15 protein-coding genes are annotated in these 22,089 nt (G+C 63.4%); 7 read left to right on the top strand and 8 right to left on the bottom strand.

Annotation, left to right across the window (positions count from 1 at the left end; genetic code table 11):
• Positions 1 to 91 precede the first annotated feature (91 nt).
• Both LNV07_RS20375 and LNV07_RS20370 read left to right on the top strand, forming a co-directional pair.
• Positions 92 to 769, top strand: a complete 678-nt coding sequence (locus LNV07_RS20375) for an energy transducer TonB (protein WP_263573019.1) — start codon at positions 92 to 94, stop codon at positions 767 to 769.
• 360 nt (positions 770 to 1,129) lie between these two features.
• Positions 1,130 to 1,579, top strand: a complete 450-nt coding sequence (locus LNV07_RS20370) for an SWIB/MDM2 domain-containing protein (RefSeq protein ID WP_263573018.1) — start codon at positions 1,130 to 1,132, stop codon at positions 1,577 to 1,579.
• A 124-nt stretch (positions 1,580 to 1,703) separates the two neighbouring features.
• On the opposite strand, the gene LNV07_RS20365 is transcribed toward LNV07_RS20370, so the two are convergent.
• Positions 1,704 to 2,090 (bottom strand): response regulator, encoded by a 387-nt coding sequence (locus tag LNV07_RS20365; RefSeq protein ID WP_263573017.1) that lies wholly within the window; start codon positions 2,088 to 2,090, stop codon positions 1,704 to 1,706.
• A 367-nt stretch (positions 2,091 to 2,457) separates the two neighbouring features.
• Between LNV07_RS20365 and LNV07_RS20360 the strand changes: the two genes are divergently transcribed.
• Positions 2,458 to 3,249, top strand: a complete 792-nt coding sequence (locus LNV07_RS20360) for an MHFG family PEP-CTERM protein (protein ID WP_263573016.1) — start codon at positions 2,458 to 2,460, stop codon at positions 3,247 to 3,249.
• A gap of 7 nt (positions 3,250 to 3,256) precedes the next feature.
• On the opposite strand, the gene uvrA is transcribed toward LNV07_RS20360, so the two are convergent.
• Complete coding sequence (gene uvrA, locus LNV07_RS20355) at positions 3,257 to 6,190, bottom strand: excinuclease ABC subunit UvrA (RefSeq protein WP_263573015.1); 2,934 nt, start codon at positions 6,188 to 6,190, stop codon at positions 3,257 to 3,259.
• 268 nt (positions 6,191 to 6,458) lie between these two features.
• Between uvrA and LNV07_RS20350 the strand changes: the two genes are divergently transcribed.
• The 3 genes from LNV07_RS20350 to LNV07_RS20340 all read left to right on the top strand — a co-directional run bounded on the left by LNV07_RS20350 (position 6,459) and on the right by LNV07_RS20340 (position 11,040).
• Entirely contained in the window at positions 6,459 to 6,686 is a 228-nt protein-coding gene (locus tag LNV07_RS20350) for a hypothetical protein (RefSeq protein ID WP_263573014.1), read from the top strand.
• Positions 6,687 to 6,766: 80 nt separating this feature from the next.
• Entirely contained in the window at positions 6,767 to 7,996 is a 1,230-nt protein-coding gene (locus LNV07_RS20345; RefSeq protein ID WP_263573013.1) for a hypothetical protein, read from the top strand.
• A 35-nt stretch (positions 7,997 to 8,031) separates the two neighbouring features.
• Positions 8,032 to 11,040, top strand: coding sequence for an adenylate/guanylate cyclase domain-containing protein (locus tag LNV07_RS20340; RefSeq protein ID WP_263573012.1), 3,009 nt, complete (start codon positions 8,032 to 8,034; stop codon positions 11,038 to 11,040).
• Between the two features lie 11 nt (positions 11,041 to 11,051).
• Here the strand turns inward: LNV07_RS20340 and LNV07_RS20335 are convergent, their stop codons facing one another.
• From LNV07_RS20335 to LNV07_RS20310, 6 genes are all read right to left on the bottom strand, one after another.
• Positions 11,052 to 12,857 carry a sugar porter family MFS transporter gene (locus tag LNV07_RS20335; RefSeq protein ID WP_263573011.1) on the bottom strand — a complete coding sequence of 602 codons (1,806 nt, stop codon included), beginning with the start codon at positions 12,855 to 12,857 and terminating at the stop codon, positions 11,052 to 11,054.
• Complete coding sequence (locus LNV07_RS20330) at positions 12,854 to 13,987, bottom strand: N-acetylglucosamine-6-phosphate deacetylase (RefSeq protein WP_263573010.1); 1,134 nt, start codon at positions 13,985 to 13,987, stop codon at positions 12,854 to 12,856. The genes LNV07_RS20335 and LNV07_RS20330 overlap by 4 nt, the downstream gene beginning before the upstream one ends.
• The gene (locus LNV07_RS20325; RefSeq protein WP_263573009.1) at positions 13,984 to 14,772 is read right to left on the bottom strand and encodes a DeoR family transcriptional regulator; all 789 of its coding nucleotides are present in this window, start codon (positions 14,770 to 14,772) and stop codon (positions 13,984 to 13,986) included. The genes LNV07_RS20330 and LNV07_RS20325 overlap by 4 nt, the downstream gene beginning before the upstream one ends.
• Positions 14,773 to 14,836: 64 nt before the next feature.
• A complete protein-coding gene (locus tag LNV07_RS20320; protein ID WP_263573008.1) occupies positions 14,837 to 16,144 on the bottom strand; it encodes a D-tagatose-bisphosphate aldolase, class II, non-catalytic subunit in 1,308 nt (435 codons plus the stop codon).
• Between the two features lie 20 nt (positions 16,145 to 16,164).
• Complete coding sequence (locus LNV07_RS20315; RefSeq protein WP_263573007.1) at positions 16,165 to 17,112, bottom strand: ROK family protein; 948 nt, start codon at positions 17,110 to 17,112, stop codon at positions 16,165 to 16,167.
• A complete protein-coding gene (locus LNV07_RS20310) occupies positions 17,090 to 18,283 on the bottom strand; it encodes an SIS domain-containing protein (RefSeq protein ID WP_263573006.1) in 1,194 nt (397 codons plus the stop codon). The genes LNV07_RS20315 and LNV07_RS20310 overlap by 23 nt, the downstream gene beginning before the upstream one ends.
• Positions 18,284 to 18,647: 364 nt before the next feature.
• On the opposite strand from LNV07_RS20310, the gene LNV07_RS20305 reads away from it, so the two are divergent.
• Complete coding sequence (locus LNV07_RS20305; RefSeq protein WP_263573005.1) at positions 18,648 to 22,040, top strand: TIM-barrel domain-containing protein; 3,393 nt, start codon at positions 18,648 to 18,650, stop codon at positions 22,038 to 22,040.
• Positions 22,041 to 22,089 lie beyond the last annotated feature (49 nt).

Here is a 22,089-nt window from a genome sequence, read left to right as displayed (position 1 = left end):
GGGGCTTGCAGTGATTCCCGTATTCGCTATTCATTCCGCCACCTCCGCGCCCATCGTCAAGCATCGGTCGCGGAGCCAAGCGGCAAGGTCTATGGTGCCCTACCAGGACCTGACCAAGCCTGGGCGGAGCCTCTTGCTGGGTTGCGTCCTGTTGGGTCATTTGGTGGCCGCATGGGCCTTGTGGCAGTCCGTCGGCGCCCGGCAGATGACCAGCAAGCCGGAACCCATCGTGCTGAACCTGATTGCTCCGGCGCTGCCCCCCTCGGCTGAGCCCAAGTCGCCACCGCTTCGGTCCATGCCTGTCAAGAGCAGTTCGCCGGCACCAACGCCGGAGGCACAGGCGCCCCTCTCGACAACGCCTGCGACGCTGTCGATCAGTCAGACCGCAGCGCCCGCAGAGGCAGCAACTCAGATCGCCGCCGCCATCTCGACACAAGTCCCTGCGCCGCCTCAAGCAACCGCAGCGCCCCCATCGATTGGCCCGCGGCAACTTGCGCCCGGTGCGATGCGGTATTTGGTCGAGCCACAAATGACCGTGCCCTTAGCCTCGCGCCGCTTGGGCGAGTCAGGCGTGGTGCATCTGCGCATCGTCGTCGACGCCCGCGGTTTTTTGAAAGAGGTCAGCCTGAAAAAGTCGGCCGGCTTTCCACGCCTGGATCAGCAAGCCTTGCAAGACATTCGCTCGGCGCGCTTTGCCCCTTATCTTGAAAACGGACACCCGGTTGAATGGGAAACCGTGGCGCTGCTGTCCTACGAGCTTGAGCGCTAGCAATGGAAGCCCGGCGACAAGAGCCCGAATTATTGCTCCTTGCGCCAAAATACTAACGTCAAATTTACCCGGCAATCAGCCGTAAATTTGCGAGCGAGTTTCGCGGGCGTGACTCACTCGCTTGCCCTTGCCATGGCTGGATTCAAGGGCAAATCGGCAACAAATGATGCGAGTGCGCGACACCTAGGGTAAACAAGCTGCATTTCGGTGTGAGATTGGGCCCGCTTCCCCTATGAAAGCCTTCTCAAGCGCCGAGTGCCGCAGTACCATCGCCCCTGCTAGGTGCTAGAGAGAATTGAAGGCTTATGCGGCCTTCACCCGGACCCAGCACATCAACAACTTTTGATGGAGAGAATAGAAATGGCAACTGCAAAGAAGGCCGCGCCCGCTAAGAAAGCGGCTCCGGCCACCAAAGCCGCTCCGGCGAAAAAAGTAGCTGCGGCTCCGGCCGCTAAGACTGTCAAAGCTGCTGCGCCGGCCAAGAAAGCTGCACCTGCTAAGAAAGCTGCTGCGGCCAAGAAGGCTCCGGCTGCCAAGAAGGATGCCGCTCCTGCAAAGAAGCGCACCCCGAATGCAGCTTTCATGAAGGCATTGACCCCTAGCGCCGCCTTGGCTGCGATCGTGGGCGCGGCACCGCTGCCACGCACCGACGTGACCAAGAAGGTCTGGGAATACATCAAGAAGCACAATCTGCAAGACGCGATGCAGAAGCGCATCATCGTTGCCGACGCGGCGCTGAAGGAAATCTTCGGCAAGGCCAAGGCCGATATGTTCGAAATGACCAAGCTGATCAACAGTCACTTGAAGTAATGCGTGACGCAGATGGGCCGCCTTCGTGCGGTTTCGGCTTGCAATAGAAAGGCCCGGACAACCGGGCCTTTTTTTTCGCCCGGTGAATGGAGCGAGTCTGCGCCGGCCTTACTTCTCTCTGCGCCTAAACACTTGGCAAGGCCGCGCGCAAAACCTCGACCATTTGAATCACATCAATCGGCTTGACCCAATAATCACTGAACCCTGCCGAACGGGCGGCAATGACCTGATCCGGCAGGTCATCGGCCGAAAGCGCAACGCAAAGCAGGCCGGCATTGCGTGGATTGCTTCGCAACTGCGCCAGCAGAGCCAAGCCACTCATATCGGGCAGATTCATGTCGATCAGCACCAGATCCGGCTGCAAATTCTCAAGCAGACTCAGAGCTTGGGCGCCATCTTCCGCGCAATCCAATTGCCAGTCAGGCAAACGCCGAAAGACCTCTTCCATCAAAACAATGTTGATGCGATCGTCTTCAACATAGAGCACATGGCGTGTATTGGCCGGGTACATGGGGTATTTTGAAAAGTTGGTCGGCAGGCGGCGTAGCCTGCTCAGATTAGCAGCGATTTGATCGCCAAGTGGTCGAGCCAAGGCCGCCCACGTTGAAAAATGACAGGGAGTTGCCCGACAAGCACCGCGCTTTGGCACTTGCCGGCCTGTCGTGCTTGCAAATACAGGGTAAACGTGAATTAACACACCGCCTAGACCGATCTGCCCATTCCATAAGCGGCGCCCAACGACCAAGGGTTAGTACACTCTTGACATGGCGAATCGGTGGATTAGCGGGACTATTCCATCAGCATAAACACCTGGTTCACCGAAAGTTTCGACGGCTCTGCCGCCAGGCCCGCGGGCCAAACCTTGACGGAATCTCCAAATGTCCATGCTTGCAATGATCGCTCTAGCCGCCTCCAGCGCAGCGTCTGGCGCCACCTTGCCACACTGCTCATGGGACAAACCCGGCGTCAACCCTTTCATGGGTGACATTGTCGCCGCCGTTGATCGCTATACGGATATTCCCGCACCGGTGCGGGCGCGCTTGAAGGAGCGCATGGTCAAGCGAGACTACGACGAATTGGTCACCATCAAACGCGACGGTATCCAAGGCCAAGCCCAATACGGCAGCGCCATCACCGATATGCATTTCGGCGCCAACAATGTCTGCAAGACGGTCAGCCGTGCCAAATGGACACAGGCCTACGAGGAACGCGGCTTGGTCTATTGCGAAGAAGGGCAGTGCATTCTGGTGCCGACGGTGTGTCGCAATGTGAGCCGCATCCAACGCATCGCCCCACGTGCCGCAGGACCGGGCGGGGGACCAAGCCTGGCTTCATCGACGCAAGATTCGGAAGGCCCACTGGAATTGGATCCAACTTCTGCGGGCCCGTTGGCTGGCCCGCCAAGTGATAAGAACAGCTTTGCACAATTGGCCGGTGGGTCAGGCTTCGAGGGCGCAGGTTTGGTCACGCCGGGCTTGGTGGCACCGAGTGGCGGTAGTGGCTTGGGCGGTGGTGGGCTTGGTGGCGGCGGGCTTGGCGGCGGCGGCTTGGTCTCGACCTTGCCACCGGGTCCGATTGCACCGGCTGTGCCCGAACCCGGCACCTGGGCCATGTTGATGGCCGGTCTGTTCGCCGTCGGTTTCATGGCCCGCCGCCGCAAGGTCGGCTGAACCGAAATCAGCGCAACAGACCCTTCAAATAGCGCCCGGTATGGCTGCCCTCATGGGCGGCCACCGTCTCCGGCGTGCCGGCCACCAAGAGCAGGCCGCCGCCTGAACCGCCTTCCGGCCCCATGTCGATGACCCAATCCGCCGTCTTGATGACGTCGAGGTTGTGTTCGATCACGACGATGGTGTTGCCCGCATCGCGCAACTGGTGCAAGACCTTCAAAAGCAGGGCGATGTCGGCGAAGTGCAGGCCGGTGGTCGGCTCGTCCAGAATGTAGAGCGTGCGGCCGGTGTCGCGCTTGCTCAGCTCAAGTGCCAACTTGACCCGTTGCGCCTCGCCGCCCGACAAGGTCGTCGCACTCTGGCCTAACTTCACATAGCCCAGGCCCACATCCAGCAGCGTCTGCAGCTTGCGCGCCAGCGTCGGCACGGCGTTGAAGAACTGATGCGCGTCCTCAACCGTCAGCCCCAGCACCTCGGTGATGTTCTTGCCCTTGTAGAGCACCTCCAGCGTCTCGCGGTTGTAGCGCTTGCCAAAGCAGCTGTCGCAAGGCACATAGACATCGGGCAGAAAGTGCATCTCCACCTTCAACACGCCATCGCCCTGGCAGGCCTCGCAGCGGCCACCGGCCACGTTGAAGCTGAAGCGGCCGGGGCCATAACCCCGCTCCCGCGCGGTGTTCATTTCGGCAAAGAGTTCGCGGATCGGCGTGAACAGGCCGGTATAGGTGGCCGGGTTGCTGCGCGGCGTGCGGCCGATCGGCGATTGATCGACGTTGATGACCTTGTCGAAGGCCTCCAGCCCCTCGATCTGGTCATGCGGCGCCGGGTCTGCATGGCTTTGGTAAAGCTTCTTGGCGACCGCCGTGTAGAGCGTGTCATTGATCAAGGTGCTCTTGCCCGAGCCGGACACGCCGGTCACGCAAGTCAACAGACCGACCGGGATCTCGACCGTCACGCCCTTCAGATTGTTGCCACGGGCATTGACGATCTTGAGCGCCTGGTGCGCCGCCTCGGCGCTGACACGGTGGCGTTCGCGTGGCACTTCGATACAAGCCGCGCCGGATAAATAGCGCCCGGTCGGCGAATTCGGGTCGGCCGCCACCTGCTCGGGCGTGCCCTGCGACATGATGCGCCCGCCATGCACACCGGCGCCGGGGCCGAGGTCCAGCACATAGTCGGCCGCGCGGATCGCATCCTCGTCATGCTCGACCACGATCACCGTGTTGCCGAGGTCGCGCAGGCGCCGCAGCGTCGCGATCAGGCGGTCGTTGTCGCGCTGGTGCAGGCCGATGCTGGGTTCGTCCAGCACATACATCACGCCGGTCAGGCCCGAGCCGATCTGCGAGGCCAGCCGAATCCGCTGCGCCTCGCCGCCCGACAAGGTGTCGGCGCTGCGGTCCAGGCTCAGGTAGTTCAGCCCAACGTCATTCAGGAAGCGCAGGCGCGAGGTGATCTCGCGCACCACCTTGTCGCCGATCTCGGCCTTGGCGCCCTTGAGCTTCAGGCCTTCAAAATAGACCAGGCAGTCGCGCAGCGTCGAATGCTCGACGTCGTAAATCGGCCGGCCCTTGGTTCCCGGCGCCGCATTGGCCGGTTGCAGCACGACATTGCGTGCCTCCCGGCGCAGGCGAGAACCCTCGCAATGCGGGCAGGGCTTGGCCGCCATATAGCGGGCCAGGTCTTCGCGCACCGCGCTGGAGTCCGACTCCTTGAAGCGCCGCTCCAGGCTGGGCAAGATGCCCTCGAAGGGATGCGAACGCTTGACCGCGCGCTTCTTGGGGCCGCCGGGAACGCTTTCACCTTGGTAAACGAAGGCAATCTCTTCCGCGCCCGAGCCATGCAAAAAGGCCTGGCGCACCTGCTCGGGCAGTTCCTCGAACGGTTGATCGATGTCGATCTGGTAATGCGCGGCCACCGCCTCCAGCATCGAGAAGGTGTAGGCATTGCGCCTGTCCCAGCCCTTCACCGCGCCGCTGGCCAGGCTCAAACTCGGGAAGGCCACGACCTTCTCGGCATCGAACATGGTCAGCTGGCCCAGACCCTCGCAAGACGGACAGGCGCCGACCGGCGAATTGAACGAGAACAGCCGCGGCTCCAGCTCCGACAGCGAGTAGCTGCAGGCCGGGCAGGCGAACTTGCTCGACAAAACCTTCTCGGCGCCCGTGTCCATATTCAAGACCAAGGCGCGCCCCTCGGCCAGCCGCAGTGCCGCCTCGAAGCTCTCGGCCAAGCGCTGGCGCAAGCCATCGGCGCTCTCGTCGGCGTCATTCGCGTCGCGGGCTTTGAGCTTGATGCGGTCCACCACCACATCGATATCGTGCTTTTCGGTCTTCTTCAGCGCCGGGAAGTCGGGCGCATCAATGGTCGCTCCATCGACCCGGAAACGCACATAACCCTGCGCCTGCAGCGACTCGAACAATTCGATGAACTCGCCCTTGCGGTCGCGCACCACCGGTGCCAACAGCATCAGCTTGGAGTCCTGCGGCATCGCCAGCACCGCATCAACCATCTGGCTGACGCTTTGCGCCTCCAGCGGCAGATGGTGGTCGGGGCAGAACGGCGTGCCGGCGCGGGCATAGAGCAGGCGCAGGTAATCGTGGATCTCGGTGACGGTGCCGACGGTGGAGCGCGGGTTGTGGCTGGTCGCCTTTTGCTCGATCGAAATTGCCGGTGACAGGCCTTCGATCACATCGACATCGGGCTTGTCCATCAGCTGCAGAAACTGCCGTGCGTAGGCCGACAAACTCTCGACGTAACGGCGCTGGCCCTCGGCGTACAAGGTGTCGAACGCCAGGCTCGATTTACCCGAGCCGCTCAAGCCCGTGATCACCACCAGCTTGTTGCGCGGCAGGTCCACATCGATGTTTTTCAGATTGTGCGTGCGCGCGCCGCGCACGCGGATCATCGGGATTTCAAACGGCAAAGATATGGAGTCGGACATGGTCAGCAGAATGGCGAAGCAACCTGACATCATAGGTGGCTGACGCTTCGGCGTGGGATCCAAGCGCTTTGAGCCAGCGTCAAGACCCCGTATATCGAGCTTGCTGGCCGCGGGTAAACCCTTTGTCGGCCGCTGACGCAGGCCACACGGAGCCGGCGGCGTTTCATCGCATGGCCGTGGCGGCGCGCCTCAGGGTTTCCGATACTGAGTTCAACGAAGCAGCCATTGATTCACGACAGCCGCTTCGATGTTCACTCAAGGAGTCATCATGCGTAGCCAATATTTTGTTCGTTTCATCGTCGGCGCTGCCATGTTTGCGGCCGCCACTGCGCAAGCCGCCGAACCCGAAAAATTGGAGCGAGTCGTTGTGAGCGGCAAGGCCGTAAAGACCGAATTGGCCCAGTTGCCACGCGTCGTCATCACCGGCTTGAGCGCCAACAGCCAGATGCAACAACTCCTGCTGGCCTCGGCCAAACCATCGGTGCGCCGGATTTAATATTCGAGGGCGTATCCCCGACAATACCGACAAGGGGTCGGTCCTGGCCCCAATTCAGCATTGATCAGGGGAGCCGCCGAGTGACAGAAGAAATCCGCAAGCGTAGATCATGGCTTGACGGCTTTATGGCCTATGCCTTGCCGGCCGGCCTGAGTGAGTCACAGGTGCGCGACAACATCGTCGTGCTTGACCAACTGCTGTATGCGTTGTGGGACTTGGGCGAAAACCTGATCTTTGCCTGGACGCCCTGCGCTGGCGATCAATGTGGCTTGCGCCTGCTGGTGGCCCCGCATCCACTGCTGACCGAATTCACCCAAGCCAGTGTTGCCGCCCAGGAGTCCTCGCGGCGCGGCCGCTTATTGGATGAATTGCTGGCCAATCAGGCGCATCTGCCGGAGGAGCAGTTCGAGCAAATTGCCGCCGAATTGGGCCTAAGCCCCAACTTCATTGCACTGCCTTTCACTCCCGAGGCCGGCTTAGGGCTGGACCTGATTGCCGCCATCGTGGCCCGTTATGGCATTCGGCTGGTCGAAGACCGGGCGGTGATTCTGTTTGACGCGGTCGGGTTTTCGCTGCTGACGCCGCTGCAACAGGTGGTGCAACTGAACAGCCTGTCCTGCTCGGTCAATGCCGCCTATGCCAAGCTGCTGGACCGCGAGATCAATATCAATTTCGCCCGCACCACCACCGGCGACGGTTTCTACATCTGGAATCGCATGCGCGGCATCGAGGCGAATGTCGAGCTGTATCAGCTGCTGCAATTCATCCTGGCCGACAACGCCTTGGCGCGCGAGCGCGCGCGCCGGCCCGAGTCGGTGCCGCAGTTGCGCGCGGCCTTTCATGTCGGCTCGCACTATGAGTTCTATCAAAGCGAAGGCCTGAACCCGACCTCGTTCAGCTATTTGGTCGGCCAGGTGACGATAGAGCTGGCCCGCATGATCGAGCGCGCCCTGCCGGGGCAGATTCTGCTGGGCAAATTCAACACCTTGATGCGCGACGAAAATAGCGGCGAAATTCAGCGCATCGATTCGGTAGACTTTGTTGAACGCACGCGGCGGCCGCTCAAGGCCTTGAACGGTCTGACCCTGGCCGGCGCCGAGATCGATGAAATTGCCTGTTACTTGACCGGCAACCGGGACGCCGGCGGCGCTTTTGGCATCAGCGAGTTTGAGATCAGCGACAAACATGGCCGGCCACACCGGGTTTACAACGCCAAGATCAATATCCATAGACGCGACGGGCAACCCGTTTATCTGGGCCTGCGCGAAGAAGACTTGCCGGCGTTCTCTGCCCCATTGCTGAACTCATAGGGCTCTGCCGCCCTATGATCAGGGGAAACAGACACATGCCCATGATCAACCCGACCGATCAAGTTCCGGTGTCGCATGCGATGGGGGAACGCCGAAATCTGACCGTGCTGTTTGCAGACCTGTCCGAATCGACTCGGCTTGCCGACGCCATGGAGGCCGAGCATTACGCCATCATGCTGCGCGAACTGCGCGCACTCTATCAAGGCGTGGTGCCGCGCCATGGCGGCACGGTGGTGCGCATTCAGGGCGACGGCATGCTGGCCATCTTCGGCCATCCGGAAATGCGCGAGGACGACGGCCGGCGTGCCACCGAAGCGGCGCTCGAGTTGCACCAGCAAGTGCGATTGATGCGGCCGCCAAGCGGCAGCGGGCAATGGCCACATGGGCAAGAGTTGAGTCTGCATTCAGGTATTCATGCCGGTATGGTCTTGATCGAGGAAGGCGACGCGGTCAGAGGGCGCTTCGACCTGCTTGGCAATACGCCGAATTTCGCCGCCCGCTTATCCGACGAGGCCGAAGTCGACGAGATCCTCGTCAGCGAAGAAACCCTGGGGTTGCAGAGTCACTATTTCCAAACCAGCGAACGCCGGGTGGTGCAACTCAAGGGCCGCAGCACCGCCCTTGCCGTCTATGCCATCAAGGGCCGGTCAACGATTGGCCGGCGCTTCGAGGCCAGCCAGCAGCGCGGCCTGGCGCCGTTCGTTGGTCGCACGGCAGAGCTGCTGATGCTGGACCAGGCTTTGGCGGCGGCGATCCAGGGTCGGCCCGGCTGGGTCAGCATTCGCGCCAACGCCGGTGTCGGCAAGACCCGCTTGACGGAAGAATTCCTGCGTCGCGCCGCCCTGAAAGACTGCAAAATACAGCGCGGCTATTGCGAAAGCTATTTGAGCGCCGAACCGCTGCAACCCTATCTGCAGATGTTGCGGATCTTGGTATCGCAGGGCATGGCCGAAGCCGAGCCCCTGTTGAGCGCGGCCCCGCCATTGCGCCAGTCCGGTCTGTTGCATTTATTGGCGGGATTGACGCGCCAGGCCCCGCAGCTGATTTTCATAGACGACCTGCAATGGGCCGACGACGCGAGTTTGCTGTTGCTGCATCGCCTGTATGCCCTGGCGGTCAAGCAAAAACTGCCCTTGCTGCTGCTGACCGCCACGCGACCGCAAGAGGCGGGGTTGGCCGATAGCGGCGCGGCCATGCTCGAACTGCAGCCCTTCAATACCGTCGAAGCCGAACTGGCGATTGTTCAGCTATTGCCGAACACGGACCCATTCATTGCGCTTGATATTCAGCGCCATGCCGGCGGCAATCCTTTGTTCATCGAGGAGTTGTGTCACGCCATCAAATATGAGCAGGCCGGTCGACGGGCGCTGAGTCGGCCACGTGTTGACTCGGCGGGGCAGGCTTGGCTGTCGGCGCTGACCCTCTCTCGTGTGGCGCGTTTGGCGCCCGAGCAGGCGGCCTTGCTGCGCGCAGCGGCGGTCATCGGCAACATCATTCCGGCCTGGCTGATGCAGCGTTTGACCGGCTGCAGCGAGCAGGATACGGCCGTGCTGGGCCTGGCCGAGCATGACTTTGTCTATCCGGACCGGCGCGCCGGTTTCTTTCGTTTCAAGCATGGCCTGACCCGCGATGTCGTCTATGAGTCGATCGGATGGCATGAACGCCAAGCGATGCACCGCCATATCGCCGCCGAGTTGCGCTCGCAGGCGCATGACACGCCCCGCCAAGCGACCGATGAGTTGCTGGGTTATCACGAGGCTGCAGCCGGGCAATGGGCAGAGGCGGCCGTGCATGCCGAGCGAGCCGGCGATCAGGCCCTGGCCGCGTCCGCGCTGGACCGCGCCAAGAAGCAATACCGCGCGGCACTGGCGGCATTGGAGAACCTCCCCGAGGGCAGCCCGATCGGTACTCGTTGGGTGTCGATCGCACAGCGCTTCGGCGTCGCCTGCGTGTTTGACGCCTCACGAGCCGATCTGCGCGTGCTCCAGCACGCCGTCCAATTGGCCGAAAAAATTGGCGATGCGACCTTGATTGCGCGCGCCGACTATTGGCTGGGTTATGCCAGCTATGCACTTGGCGAAGTGCGTGCCGGCCTCTTGCATTGCGCAAGTGGCCTGGCGGCGGCGCAGTGCAATGGCGAAGAAAATGTGGCCCTGATCGCGCAATTGCACGGCGCGCAGGGCCAGTTGTTGGCGGCGGCGGCGGCCTACCCCGAGGCCTTGACGCGACTGGATGAAGCCATCGTTTTCTTGCGCGCCTTGCGACAAACGACGGCCCCGCCGACGCGCCCGGCCGTGGGCCTGGCCTACTCGCTCGCCTGCCGCGCCTATGTCTTGGGCGACCAGGGTCATTTTGCGGCGGCACATGCCTGCTTCGAAGAGGCGCTGTCCATCATTCAAGGCTCGAACCATGCCGTCGAGGCCTCGGTGCAGGGTTGGCGCGCGGCGGTGTACCTGTGGCAAGGTGATTGGGCGCAGGCGCAGCAAGCGGCCGCGCAGGCGCACCGTATCGGCGGTTTGGTGCGCAGCCTGTTCACCTATTCAATGGGTCATGCCGCCGGCGCCTACGCGGCCTGGCAGATCGAGCGTTCGGCCGCCTCGGCCCAATCCTTGCAGGACGCCGCGACTTGGCTGGCGCCGCGCGGTGGCGGCCTGTTCAGTTCACTGATCCATGGTTGGTTGGCCGATGTGCTGGCCGAACAAGGCGATGTGGGCGGTGCTCGCCGCCAGATTGCCCTGGCCTTGCGGCGTGGCCGCCAGCGCGACTGGATCGGCGTGGCGATGGCCTACCGGGCGGCGGCTCGAATCGCCGCTGCGGCTGCGGACGCCCAGCGTGCTCAGCGTTATCTGGATGCGGCGCAGGCGGTAGCAGACCTGCGCGGCTCGGCGCATGAGTCCGCCTGCAATCGCCTTTTGGCGGCCGAGTTGGCTCTCGGCCAGGGCGAGCCTGCGCAGGCCTTGCTGGCTCGGGCCGCTGAGGCCTTCGAGGAGCTGGACATGGCCTGGCATCTGCAGCGGTCGCGTCGCTTGATGGCGACGGTGTAAAGCTGATCTTCTCAGCGCTTGCGCGCAAAGTGCGCTTCAATTTGTTCCAGCGTCTTGCCCTTGGTTTCCGGCAAGAGCAAGGCGGCCGCCAAGAAATAGATCACCGTGCACGCCGCCCAAAAGAAGAACATGGCGGCATAACCGTGATTGCCGACGGTGGGTAAAAATGCCGCCGCGATAGAGGTCGAAACAAACTGGTTGATCAACAGCGCGATGCTCATGCCGTTGGAGCGGATGCGCGTGGGCATCAGTTCCGACAAGGCCAACCAGACGCAGACACCGGGGCCTACCGCAAAGAACGCGACGAAGGCGAAGATGCAGGCGGTCACCAACCAGCCATGGGTCTGGCTGGGCACCGGGCCGACCAGCGCCTGTTCGATCACCAAGGGCGCGCTTGCCGCCAAGCCTGGGTCGGCAAAGGGATTCAGGTGCAGACGGCGAAAGAAAGCGCCGATGACGCTGTCGGCCTGCACCGCGTGCTCGCGCCGAATTTCGATCGGCTTGGCGTCAAGTTCGTCGCTGCGGCGGCTCTGCACATTGCTGAAGTCACCGTAGGAATAGGACAGCGTCAGTTGCTGCGGCAAGCCGCTCGCCACCACGCCCAGCTTGGCCAAGGTGGCCGCGTCGAAGCTCAAGGCAAGTCGATCTTGCTGCACCATTTGCTGCAGCGCCGGCTTGACGTCAAGTCGGCCGCGCTCGGCCGACAAGAACAGGCTGCCGGCCAACAGCAGCGACACAAAGATGCCTCCGCTGCCCAACATCAAAAGGAATTTGCGGCCCCTGCGGTCGACCAGCATCAGCGCCACCACCGTCATCACCGCGTTCAGCACCTTGATGGCGACATCGGCCGCGTTCGCAGACGAACCGCCCAGGCCCGCCTGATTCAGGATATTCACCAGATAGGCAAGGATCGAGTTGATGCCGGTCGCTTGGGTGCAGGCCAAGATCACGCAGGCCAGCAGGAACGGCGCCATATAGCGGCGACTGAACAAGGGCTCGCGCGGTGCATTGGCTTGCCCTGCCCCGCCGCCGCTGGCTTGTCGGGCTTGCTGCATCTCCCGCAATTCTTGCTCCGCTTCGGCCCCGCTGCGGCTGCGCAACAAGGCAGCATGGGCAGCGTCAATATGGCCTCGACCGACCAGCCAGCGTGGCGACTCGGTCAAGCACAGGCTGCCGATGGTGAACACCAGACCTGGCAGCAGACAGCTCCAGAAGATGCTGCGCCAAGCCTGATCTTTGGCCGTGAACAGCGCGTCGCTGCCAAGGCTAGCGGCGACGGATTCCACCTCGCGGGCATAGTACAGCCCGATCAGCGCGGCCACCACCAGACCTATGGTCAAGAGCAGTTGGAACATCGCCGTGCCACGGCCGCGGTTGTCGGCACCCAAGCATTCGGCCAGATACAGCGGCACCACCACACCGATCAAGCCGCCGCTGATGCCCTGCAACAAGCGCCCCAAGAGCAACGGCGTGTAGCCATCGGCCAAAGCGATGATGGGAATGCTCAAGGTGAACAACAGCCCGCTCAAGACCATGACCTTTTTGCGCCCGATCCAATCGGCCAAGGCGCCGGCAAACAAGGACGACAAGACACTGCCCAAGAGCACGGCCGCGACGATGAAGCCGAGCTGCTGCGCGCTCAAACGCCAAGTTATGGACGCCGTGGATTCCAGATAGGGCAAGGCGCCGGCAATGATGCCGATGTCAATGCCGTAAAGCAGGCCGCCCATGCCGGCGATAAAGAGCATGAAGCGCATAGACCAGGCTCGGCTTGAGGCCGCTGGCACAGTGGGCAAAGCAATTGCGGGCGCGTTCATGCTGGAGGTCCTTGGGTCTTGGTATTCAGGGTGGAAAGAAGTTCGCCTTCGATGGCGACGGCCTGCACCTGCAGCTCGGCATCCAGGACGACCAGGTCGGCCCAGGCGCCCGGCGCAATGCGGCCGCGCTCGGGCAGGCCGAGATAGTCGGCCGGATTGCGTGACAGGCAATGCGAAGCGGCCGCCAAGTCGACGCCGATCGAGAGCAGATTGCGCAGCGCCTGATCCATGGTCAGGGCGCTGCCGGCCAGCGAGCCGCTCGCCAGTCGGACACAGCCCAGGCATTTCAAGACCGTCTGCGTGCCGAGCGAATATTCGCCGTCTGGCATGCCGGTGGCGGCCGTCGCGTCGGTCACGCAAAAGAGCCTGGGGATGGCGCGCAGCGCCACCCGCATCGCGCCCGGATGCACATGCTGCAGATCCGGGATCAGCTCCGCATATTCCGCATGGGCCAGCGCCGCGCCGACGATGCCGGGTTGGTAGTGATTCAGCGGCGTCATGCCGTTGAACAAATGGGTGAAGCCGGCCACGCCAGCGTCCAGCGCCGCCACACCGTCTTCGTAGCTGCCGGCCGAGTGGCCGATCTGCACCCGGATGCCGAGCTCCCTCAGCTGCGGAATCAAGGCCAGGTGCCCGCTCAGTTCGGGCGCCAGCGTCAAGACCTTGATGGGTGCGATGGCGTGATAGTGCAGCACCTGCGCCAAGGTGGCCGAGCAGACCAGATTCGGCTGCGCGCCGAGGCGCTTCTCGCTGATGAACGGGCCTTCCAGATGCACGCCGAGAATACGCGCCGTGCCGGCCACACGCTCGGTCATCGCGTCGGCCAAGCCGTCCAGCGCATGTTCGATAGAGGCCGGGCTGGCGGTCATCGTCGTGCCCAGCATCGAGGTGGTGCCGTGCCTAGCGTGGGCCCGCGCGACTTGCACCGCCGTATCGCCGCCTTGCATGATGTCGACCCCGGCGCCGCCATGCACATGCAGGTCGACAAAGCCCGGCAAGATAATCCGTTCGGATGGCGCGGCAGCATCGGGCAGGATGCGCAGCACGCGTTCGTCGAACTCGACCCGGCCGAGCAGCCAACCGGCCGGCGTCAGGATGCGACCCGACAGCGATGCGATTTGGGCACTCATTCCACAATGATCAGTTCTAGCCCCAAGCGCAGCAGGCCGTCGCGGTATTCGCTGCTGATGCCGGCGTCGGTGATCAGGGTGTGCACACGGTCGAGCTGCACGATACGGTGCAAGCTGACGCGGCCGAACTTGCTCGAGTCGCTCAACACGATGACCTTCTTGGCCCGCTCCACCATCATGTGATTGAGCCTCGCCTCGGCCTCGTGGTGAGTGGTCAGGCCAAACTGCAGATCGCAGCCGTCCACGCCCAGGAACAGCTTGTCGAAAATATAGCCGCCCAAGCAAGCCTCGGCCTGGGTGCCCAGGATGGACAGCGATTTCTTGCGCAAAAGCCCGCCGGTCAGCATCAGCTCGACGCCCTCGGCGTCGGCCAACTCCCAGGCGATATTGAGCCCGTTGGTCATCACCGTGATATTGCGCAGCTCGCGCAACTGGTGGGCCAGCGCCATCGTCGTCGTGCCGGAGTCGATGATGATGTTGTCACCGCTCGACACCAGCTGTGCGGCTCGCGCCCCGATGCGCTCCTTCAGGCTGCTGTTCAAGCCGTCCTTCTGGCGGATATTGTGTTCCTGCGGCGGCATGCGCTTGAGCGCGGCGCCGCCATAACTGCGCGTGACCAGTCCTTGCTCTTCAAAGGCGGCCAGGTCGCTGCGTATCGTCACCGTCGACACGCCCAGCTTGGGCGCCAACTCCGACACCTCCACACTGCCCCGCTCCATCAGCAGTTGCATGATCTGCTCGCGACGCTGCCCGGTGTTGCGGCTCGGCGGTTTGGTCTTGCTCATCGCTTGCTTGCCTACTTTCATTTCAGGGACCCGAACTTTAAGCGTTCGAAAGCTATGTGCCGAATTAACTTTCGGTTTCACGAGAGACATTGCGACTGCAAGCGCGCGCATAACGCGCCAACACCATGCCTACCTTGTGCTGGGCGAGCGCGCGCGGCTGGGCCGCCAGTTCGCCCGCAAGCACCGCGTCGAATTGCTCGGGCAGGAACTGGCTCAGCAGCGGCAGCGGGATCGCCTGCCGCTCCAGATTGGCGATCAGCTTGTCCAAGGCAGCCGACACCGCCGCATCGCCCCAGTAATAGCGGCAACGGTCACTCAATGCATAGGCGCGCAGCAGATGCTGCTCGGCCGGGCTGCCGCTGTAATGCTTGAGCCAATGCTTGGGTTCGGCCAGCATGCGCTGCTCCAGCACCGCCGGCAGTTGCGATTGGCGGCCAAAGGGAATCAGTTCGCGCTCGATCGCCGCCAGCGCAAACCAGGCCTCGCGCAAAGCGAAAGTCACCGCCGGGCCCACCTTGAGAATCGCAAAATGGTCACGCACCAGCGCATGCATGGCGGCCTCGGTTTGGTAGTCGGTCGAATGCGCCTCGAACACGAGCTTCGGCGGGTCGATCTGGGCGGCGACGAAGCGCGACAACTCGGCCGCAGCGGCCGGCCGGTAATGCTGAATCTGACTGTGGTCAAAGTCCACGCCCGGCTGCACCACCATCGCGATCACGCGCTGCCAGGCGGCTTGCAGGCCATGCGCGGCAAAGGCCCGGGCATGCACGGCCAGCGTGCAGGCCGCAGCGGCCGGCGTGGTGACGGCCAGGCCCGCGCCCAGCGAAGCCTCGCCGCCGGGGATCGGCACCTCGGTGCCGATCACATAGACCGGTGGCGCCAGGCCCGCGTCCAGCGCGGCCTGCTCGGCGATCACGGCCAACAGCACCGACCGTTCGGCCACGGTCTCGTCGGGCAGGCGCCGGGGGTCATCGGCGCAGGCCATGCTGCAGTCGAGGTGGATCTTCTCGAAACCGGCCGCCACATAACTGCGAATCAGCTCGGCTGCGAAGCCCATCGCCTCAGCCGCCGGCAGATGCTGCCAGGCGTTCGGGCCCAGATGATCGCCACCGAGCAGCAGGCCGGCGGCATCGAAGCCTTCTTCCTCGGCCAGCCTCAGCACATAGCTGCGGAATTGCAGCGGCGTCATACCTGTATAGCCACCGAACTGATCGACCTGATTGGACGTCGATTCGATCAGCAGCGGCGTCGCATAGCGCCGCGCCTGGGCAAACGCAGCCCGCAGCACATGCTCGTTGGCCGAGCAAACGCTGTAGATGCCGACCGGCTGCCCCTGGCGGTGGGCGGAGATGATTTCAAGCAGTAGCGACATAAATGGAAGCGGGCTGAGCCTCAAGAAGAATGGTCAAGTTGACGCGCCAGCAGGGCCGCGCCGCGGGTGCCGCCGGCGTCCCCGAACGCGGGCATGAGGATGGGAGGCACGCGTGCGCCGGCAAACAAATGCCTTGCCACCGCGGCCGGCAAGGCCTGGTACAGGTGCTGCAGCTTGGACAGGCCGCCGCCCAGCACAATCACATGCGGGTCCAAGACCAGCACCAAGCCGGCCAAGCCATGGGCGAGCACATCCAGGTGCACGGCCAGCGTATGTGCGGCCAACGCCTCGCCGGCCTCGGCGCGCTCATTGATGGCCGCAGCCGCCAACGCCGCGCCGCCAAAATGCTGGTACAGCGCCGCCAAGCCGCTGCCGGAAACATAGCGCTCCAGGCAGCCGCTCAGGCCGCAGCCGCAGGGCCAGATCGGCAGCTTGTGCGCATCGCGCAGCGTCGCCGGCAAGGCCCAGTGTCCCCATTCGCCGGCCAGGCTGTTGTAGCCGCGCAGCAAGCGGCCGTTGACGCAATAACCACCACCGGCCCCGGTGCCCAGGATGGCACCGAACATGCTCTCGGCGCCCGCCGCCGCGCCGCCATGGGCCTCGGACAAGGCAAAGCATTGGCAGTCATTGCCCAGCGCCACCGGCCGCTGCAGCCGCGCGCTCAAGGCGGGAGCGACGGCCTGGCCATTCAGCGCCGGCACATTGGAGCTTAGCTGCAGACCGCTGACGGGATCGACCACGCCGGGCAGGCCAAGACCCAACTGCCCGCTCCTGCCCAAGTCCGCATCGGCGGCCTCGACCAAGCCCGCGACCGCTTCGACAAAGGCCGGGAAGCTTTGCGTCGGCGTGTCAACGCGCCTGCGCCAGCGCTCGCTCAGCTCGGCGCCTTGATAGGCAACCAGCTCGATCTTGCTGCCGCCGATGTCGATGCCGTAGAGGAGGCACTCAGTGAACGACTGGGGCAACATAGCTGTGAATGGTGACGCCTTGCACGACGCGATTGACGGTGCCGTCGGGGAATGGGTTGTCGGGCGTCAGACCCAGCGCAACCGAGCGCTGCAAGGCGTATTGCTGCGCCACCAACAGCCACAAGGGCGCCAACCAGCTGTCGCCAGCGGCGGCCAACTCGGGCGCCACGCCGGCAAGCAAAATTCCCCCACCCGCATCCTCGCCGGCTTCGGCCAGGCCCACTTGCAGCACGCGGCCGGCCACGCCATCGCGTTGCAACTCGGCCAACAAGTCCGCATCGAAGCGTCGCACATGGGCATCGGACGAGGGGAATACGATCACCAAGGTGTTCTCGTTCAGGATGGACTTGGGGCCATGGCGAAAGCCAAGGCTGGTGTTGGCAAAGGCCAGCACATGACCGCAGGTCAGCTCCAGCACCTTCAGCGCCGACTCCTTGGCCAAGGCCTCCAACGGCCCGCTGCCCAGATAGACCAGGCGCGCGAACGGTTCATGCGCCAGCGCCTCGATCGGCACGGCCCAGTCGCGCAGCAAATGCTCCGCCTGCGTCGCCAAGGCTTCAACGCGCGCCAGGCGGTTGGCCCAGTCATCCCGCCCAAAGGCCAGCAAGGCCGCCAGATGCATGCAGCTGAAGCTGCTCGTCATGGCGAAGCCGCGGTCGCACGAGCGGCCGGGCATCAGCAGATTCAAGCTGTCGGCCTGTGTTGCATTGCGGACATACAGCGCACCGTCGGCATTGCAAGTAATGTTCAAAAAACGCGGCGCATCGACCAGCTGGCGCACCAGGTCAACGGCGGCCAGACTTTCGGGGCTGTTGCCGCTGCGCGCAAAGGACACCAGCAGCGTCGGCCTGTCGCGCTCAAGATAAAGCGCCGGGTGCGAGATCAGGCTGGTGGTCGGCACCGCGCGCACTTGCGCCGGCCACTTGCGGTTGATCTCGTCGACCACACCCTCGCCGCAAAAGGCCGAGCTACCGGCGCCGGTCAGGATCACTAGGTGCCGCTCATTGCTCAGCCATGAGCCCAAAAAAGCATCAATGGCGGCTTGCTGCGGCACAGCCATCGAGCACGCCATTTCGCGCCAGACCTCGGGCTGCTGGCTGATTTCTTCGGCCGTGGCCAGGCCGCCCAGGGCCTGCCAGTCGTCGCGAGTGCGGGTAAGTAATGGGTTCATTGAGCGCAGTGGAACACGGGGTTCAAGGTTCGTTCAGAGTCGATATTTGCTTTCACTGTAGCAAACGAAAGAGCAAAAAGAAAGATAAATTTCGAAACACGGAAATTCGCCCACCACCGCGAATCGGGCAATTCGAGCCACACACAGCCCTCACCGGGGCCAAGTTCGACAATTTTCGCCGCACATGCGGGCAAAAAAGCAGCACCTCACTTTCGTTTTCAATTCATATTTCTAATGGTTTTCACTAAATTGACGGATTTATCTTTCGTTGTGACTTTCGGTCGATTGACTCCAGCAAAAGCCTTGCCTAGAGTTCGCTCAGTTAGTTTCGATTGAGGCCTGCCAAGGGTCCAGAAAGTACAAAATGCAACATCGTCTGCTCCTCAACACCGGCTTGCTGGGTCTGCTGGCCGGTGGCCTGCTGGCGGCCGGCTCGACGCACGCCGCGCCGCTGGGCAATTTGCGTGAGCTGGTGGCCGCGCCCAGCACGGCAGGCAGCGGCAGCGCGCCGCAATGGGAGCTGCGGGCGGACGGCAAAGCGCGCCTGCGCATCAGCCTGCTGCGCGCCGACCTTGTGCGGCTCGAAGCCAGCCCGAGCGAGCGTTTTGCGGCGCCCGAGGACAAGGCCGCGCCCATCGTGCTGACCGAAGCCTTGCGGCCGGGCGCTCCAATCGCGCACAAGCTCAGCGAATTGGGTGACCACTATCTGCTGCAGACCGACAGCCTCGCACTGCGCATCTACAAAAAGCCGCTGCGCCTGGCGCTCTACCGGGCCGACAACCAGCAACTGCTGTGGCGCGAAACCGAGAGCCTGGACCTGAGCGACAAGCTGTCGGTGCAGACCTTGAGCAGCGACAAGAGCGAGCGCTTCTTCGGCGGCGGCCAGCAAAACGGCCGCTTCGAGTTCAAGGGCAAACAGCTCGAGGTGTCTTACTCCGGCGGCTGGGAAGAAGGCGACCGACCCAGCCCCGCACCGTTTTTGATGAGCTCCAAGGGCTGGGGCATCTTGCGCAATAGCTGGCGCGATGGGTCTTACGATCTGCGCCAGAACGAGCGCATCACGCTGGCCCACCAAGACGGCCGCTTCGACGCCTTCATCTTCGCCGGACCCAGCATCCATCAGGTTTTGGCCCGCTACACCGAGCTGACCGGCCGCGCCAAAATGTTGCCGCGCTGGGCCTATGAATATGGCGACGCCGACTGTTATAACGACGCCGATAACGTCAAGAAGCCCGGCACCGTACCCAAGGGCTGGAGCGACGGCCCGACCGGCAAGACGCCCGACGTGATCGAGACGGTGGCCAAGAAATACCGCGAGCACGACATGCCGGGCGGCTGGATTCTGCCCAATGACGGCTATGGCTGCGGCTATAGCGATCTGCCCAAGACCGTAGCGGGCCTGAGCGAGCTAGGCTTTCGCACCGGGCTGTGGACCGAGAACGGCGTCGACAAGATCAAATGGGAAGTCGGCACGGCCGGCACCCGCGCGCAAAAGCTCGACGTTGCCTGGACCGGGGCCGGCTACCAGTTCGCGATGGACGCCAATCAGTCGGCCTACCAAGGCATTCTGGACAACTCCGATGCGCGGCCGTTCTTGTGGACGGTGATGGGTTGGGCCGGCATCCAGCGCTATGCGGTGACCTGGACCGGCGACCAGAGCAGCAGCTGGGACTACATCCGCTGGCATATCCCGACGCTGATCGGCTCGGCCTTGTCGGGCCAGGCCTACGCGACCGGCGATGTGGACGCGATCTTTGGCGGCAGCCCCGAGACCTTCACCCGCGATCTGCAGTGGAAGACCTTCACGCCCGTGCTGATGGGCATGAGCGGCTGGGCGGCGCAGGCACGCAAACACCCCTGGGCCTATGACGAGCCCTACCGCAGCATCAACCGCAAGTATCTGAAGCTGAAGCTGCGGATAACGCCATACATGTACGGCCTGGCGCAAGAGGCCGAGGCGAGCGGCGCGCCGATTGTGCGCGGGCTGATGTGGGATCACCCGAACGACCCGAATGCGGCTACCGAGACGCATAAATATCAATTCCTGCTCGGCCGTGACCTGCTGGTGGCGCCGGTATTCCGCAGCCAGGCCGCCAGCCAGGGCTGGCGCAAGAACATCTACCTGCCCGAAGGCCTGTGGTTCGACTATTGGGACGGCCGCCAAGTACAGGCCGGCGCGAGCGGCAAGACGGTTGACCTGCAAGTGACGCTGGACAAGTTGCCGGTGTTTGTGCGCGCCGGCGCGATCCTGCCGATGTACCCGGAGATGCTGTACGACGGGCAAAAGGCCAAGGATCAGCTGACGCTGGAGCTCTACCCGCTGGGCGAGTCGAGCTACACCTTGTATGAAGACGATGGCCTGACGCGCCAATACAGCGAGCAAGGCAAGAGCAGCCGGCAAGTCATCACAATGCGCGCACCGACACAGGGTGCGGGCGATATCCGCGTCCAGGTCGGCGCGGTGCAGGGCGACTACGCCGGTCAGGAGGCGCAGCGCAGCCTGGCGCTGATCGTTCACAGCCGCAGCAAACCGCAGGCGGTCGAACTCGGGGGCCAGGTCTTGCCCGAATCGACCGATCAAGCGGCTTTTGACGCCGCCACGCAGGGCTGGTGGTTTGACGCGAACGACAAGTTCGGCACCGTCCATATCAAGACGCCCAAGCGCAGCATTCGCCACGCGGCCGAGTTCAGGCTGAAGATTTCGCCGGACACCGCGCTGGCCAAGAGCGAGGACTTCCCCGCCGCACCGGTGTTGGGGCGCCAGGTGCCGGTCGACAGCCTGACCGTCGTCAACCGCCCCGGAGAAGAGCCCGGCCACCCGATCGAGAATGCCTTTGACGGCAAGCCCGACAGCTGGTTCCGCACCACGCGCAATCAGGCGATGCGTGCCGGCCCGCATGAATGGGTCTTGGGCCTGGGCGAGCGCCGCATGATCGACGGCTTCGAGATCGCGCCGCGCAATGACAAGAACTGGAAGCATGGCCAGGTGCGTGATTACGAGGTCTACCTGGGTGACAACAACGGCGATTGGGGCAAGCCGGTGCAGGTCGGTCGGCTCAAGCTGCAAGAGGGTTTGCAGACGGTCATGTTCGCCAAGCCTGCCGCCGGCCGCCTCTTGCGCTTCCGTGTCCTGAGCACCCATAACGCCGACGCCGAGCAGGCGGCGAGCGGCGTGGATGAGATGGTCACCGCCGTGTCGGCGCAAGCCGCCCCGGCCAAGGCCTTCAACGCGCTGGCGCCCAGCGAGGTCGAGCCGATTGTGCTGTCGGAGTTTCATCTGCTTGAGCAGCGCGCAGCCGAGGGCTTGGGCGAGCAACAGCTCTATCTATCGGGCTTGTCGCTGCCCAAGGGCTTTGCCAAAGACAGGCCCGCGGCCAAGGCCGCCGAGATGCGCATGAACGGCCTGAAGTTCCAGCAAGGCCTGGGCGTAGCCGCGCAAAGCCGCTTGGATCTGAAGCTGCAAGGGCCATGGAACTTGTTCCGCGCCGACCTGGGCATCGATGACAGCTGCCGCGCCTATGGCGGCCTGCAGTTCCAGATCTGGGGCGATGAGCGCCTGCTTTACGACAGCGGTCTGGTGCAAGCGCCCGCCGTCGTCAAACCCGAAATCGATGTGCGCGGCTTGACGCATCTGAGTCTGCGCACGCTGGGTGCCGTCGGCAAAGAGCCCCACAAGGTCTGCGCCAACTGGGCCAACGCGGCGCTCTTGGGTTGGACAAACGCGCGGGTCGAAATCAATCAGGGCAGAAATCGCTGACCCCAAGAGGTCAGCAATCAATAACTTGAGAACTAGGCGGCAGATGGGT

The sequence above is a fragment of the Roseateles oligotrophus genome, assembly GCF_025717515.1.
GTDB classification, from domain to species: Bacteria; Pseudomonadota; Gammaproteobacteria; order Burkholderiales; family Burkholderiaceae_C; genus Paucibacter_A; species Paucibacter_A oligotrophus.
This window is presented reverse-complemented; position numbering and strand designations above follow the sequence as displayed.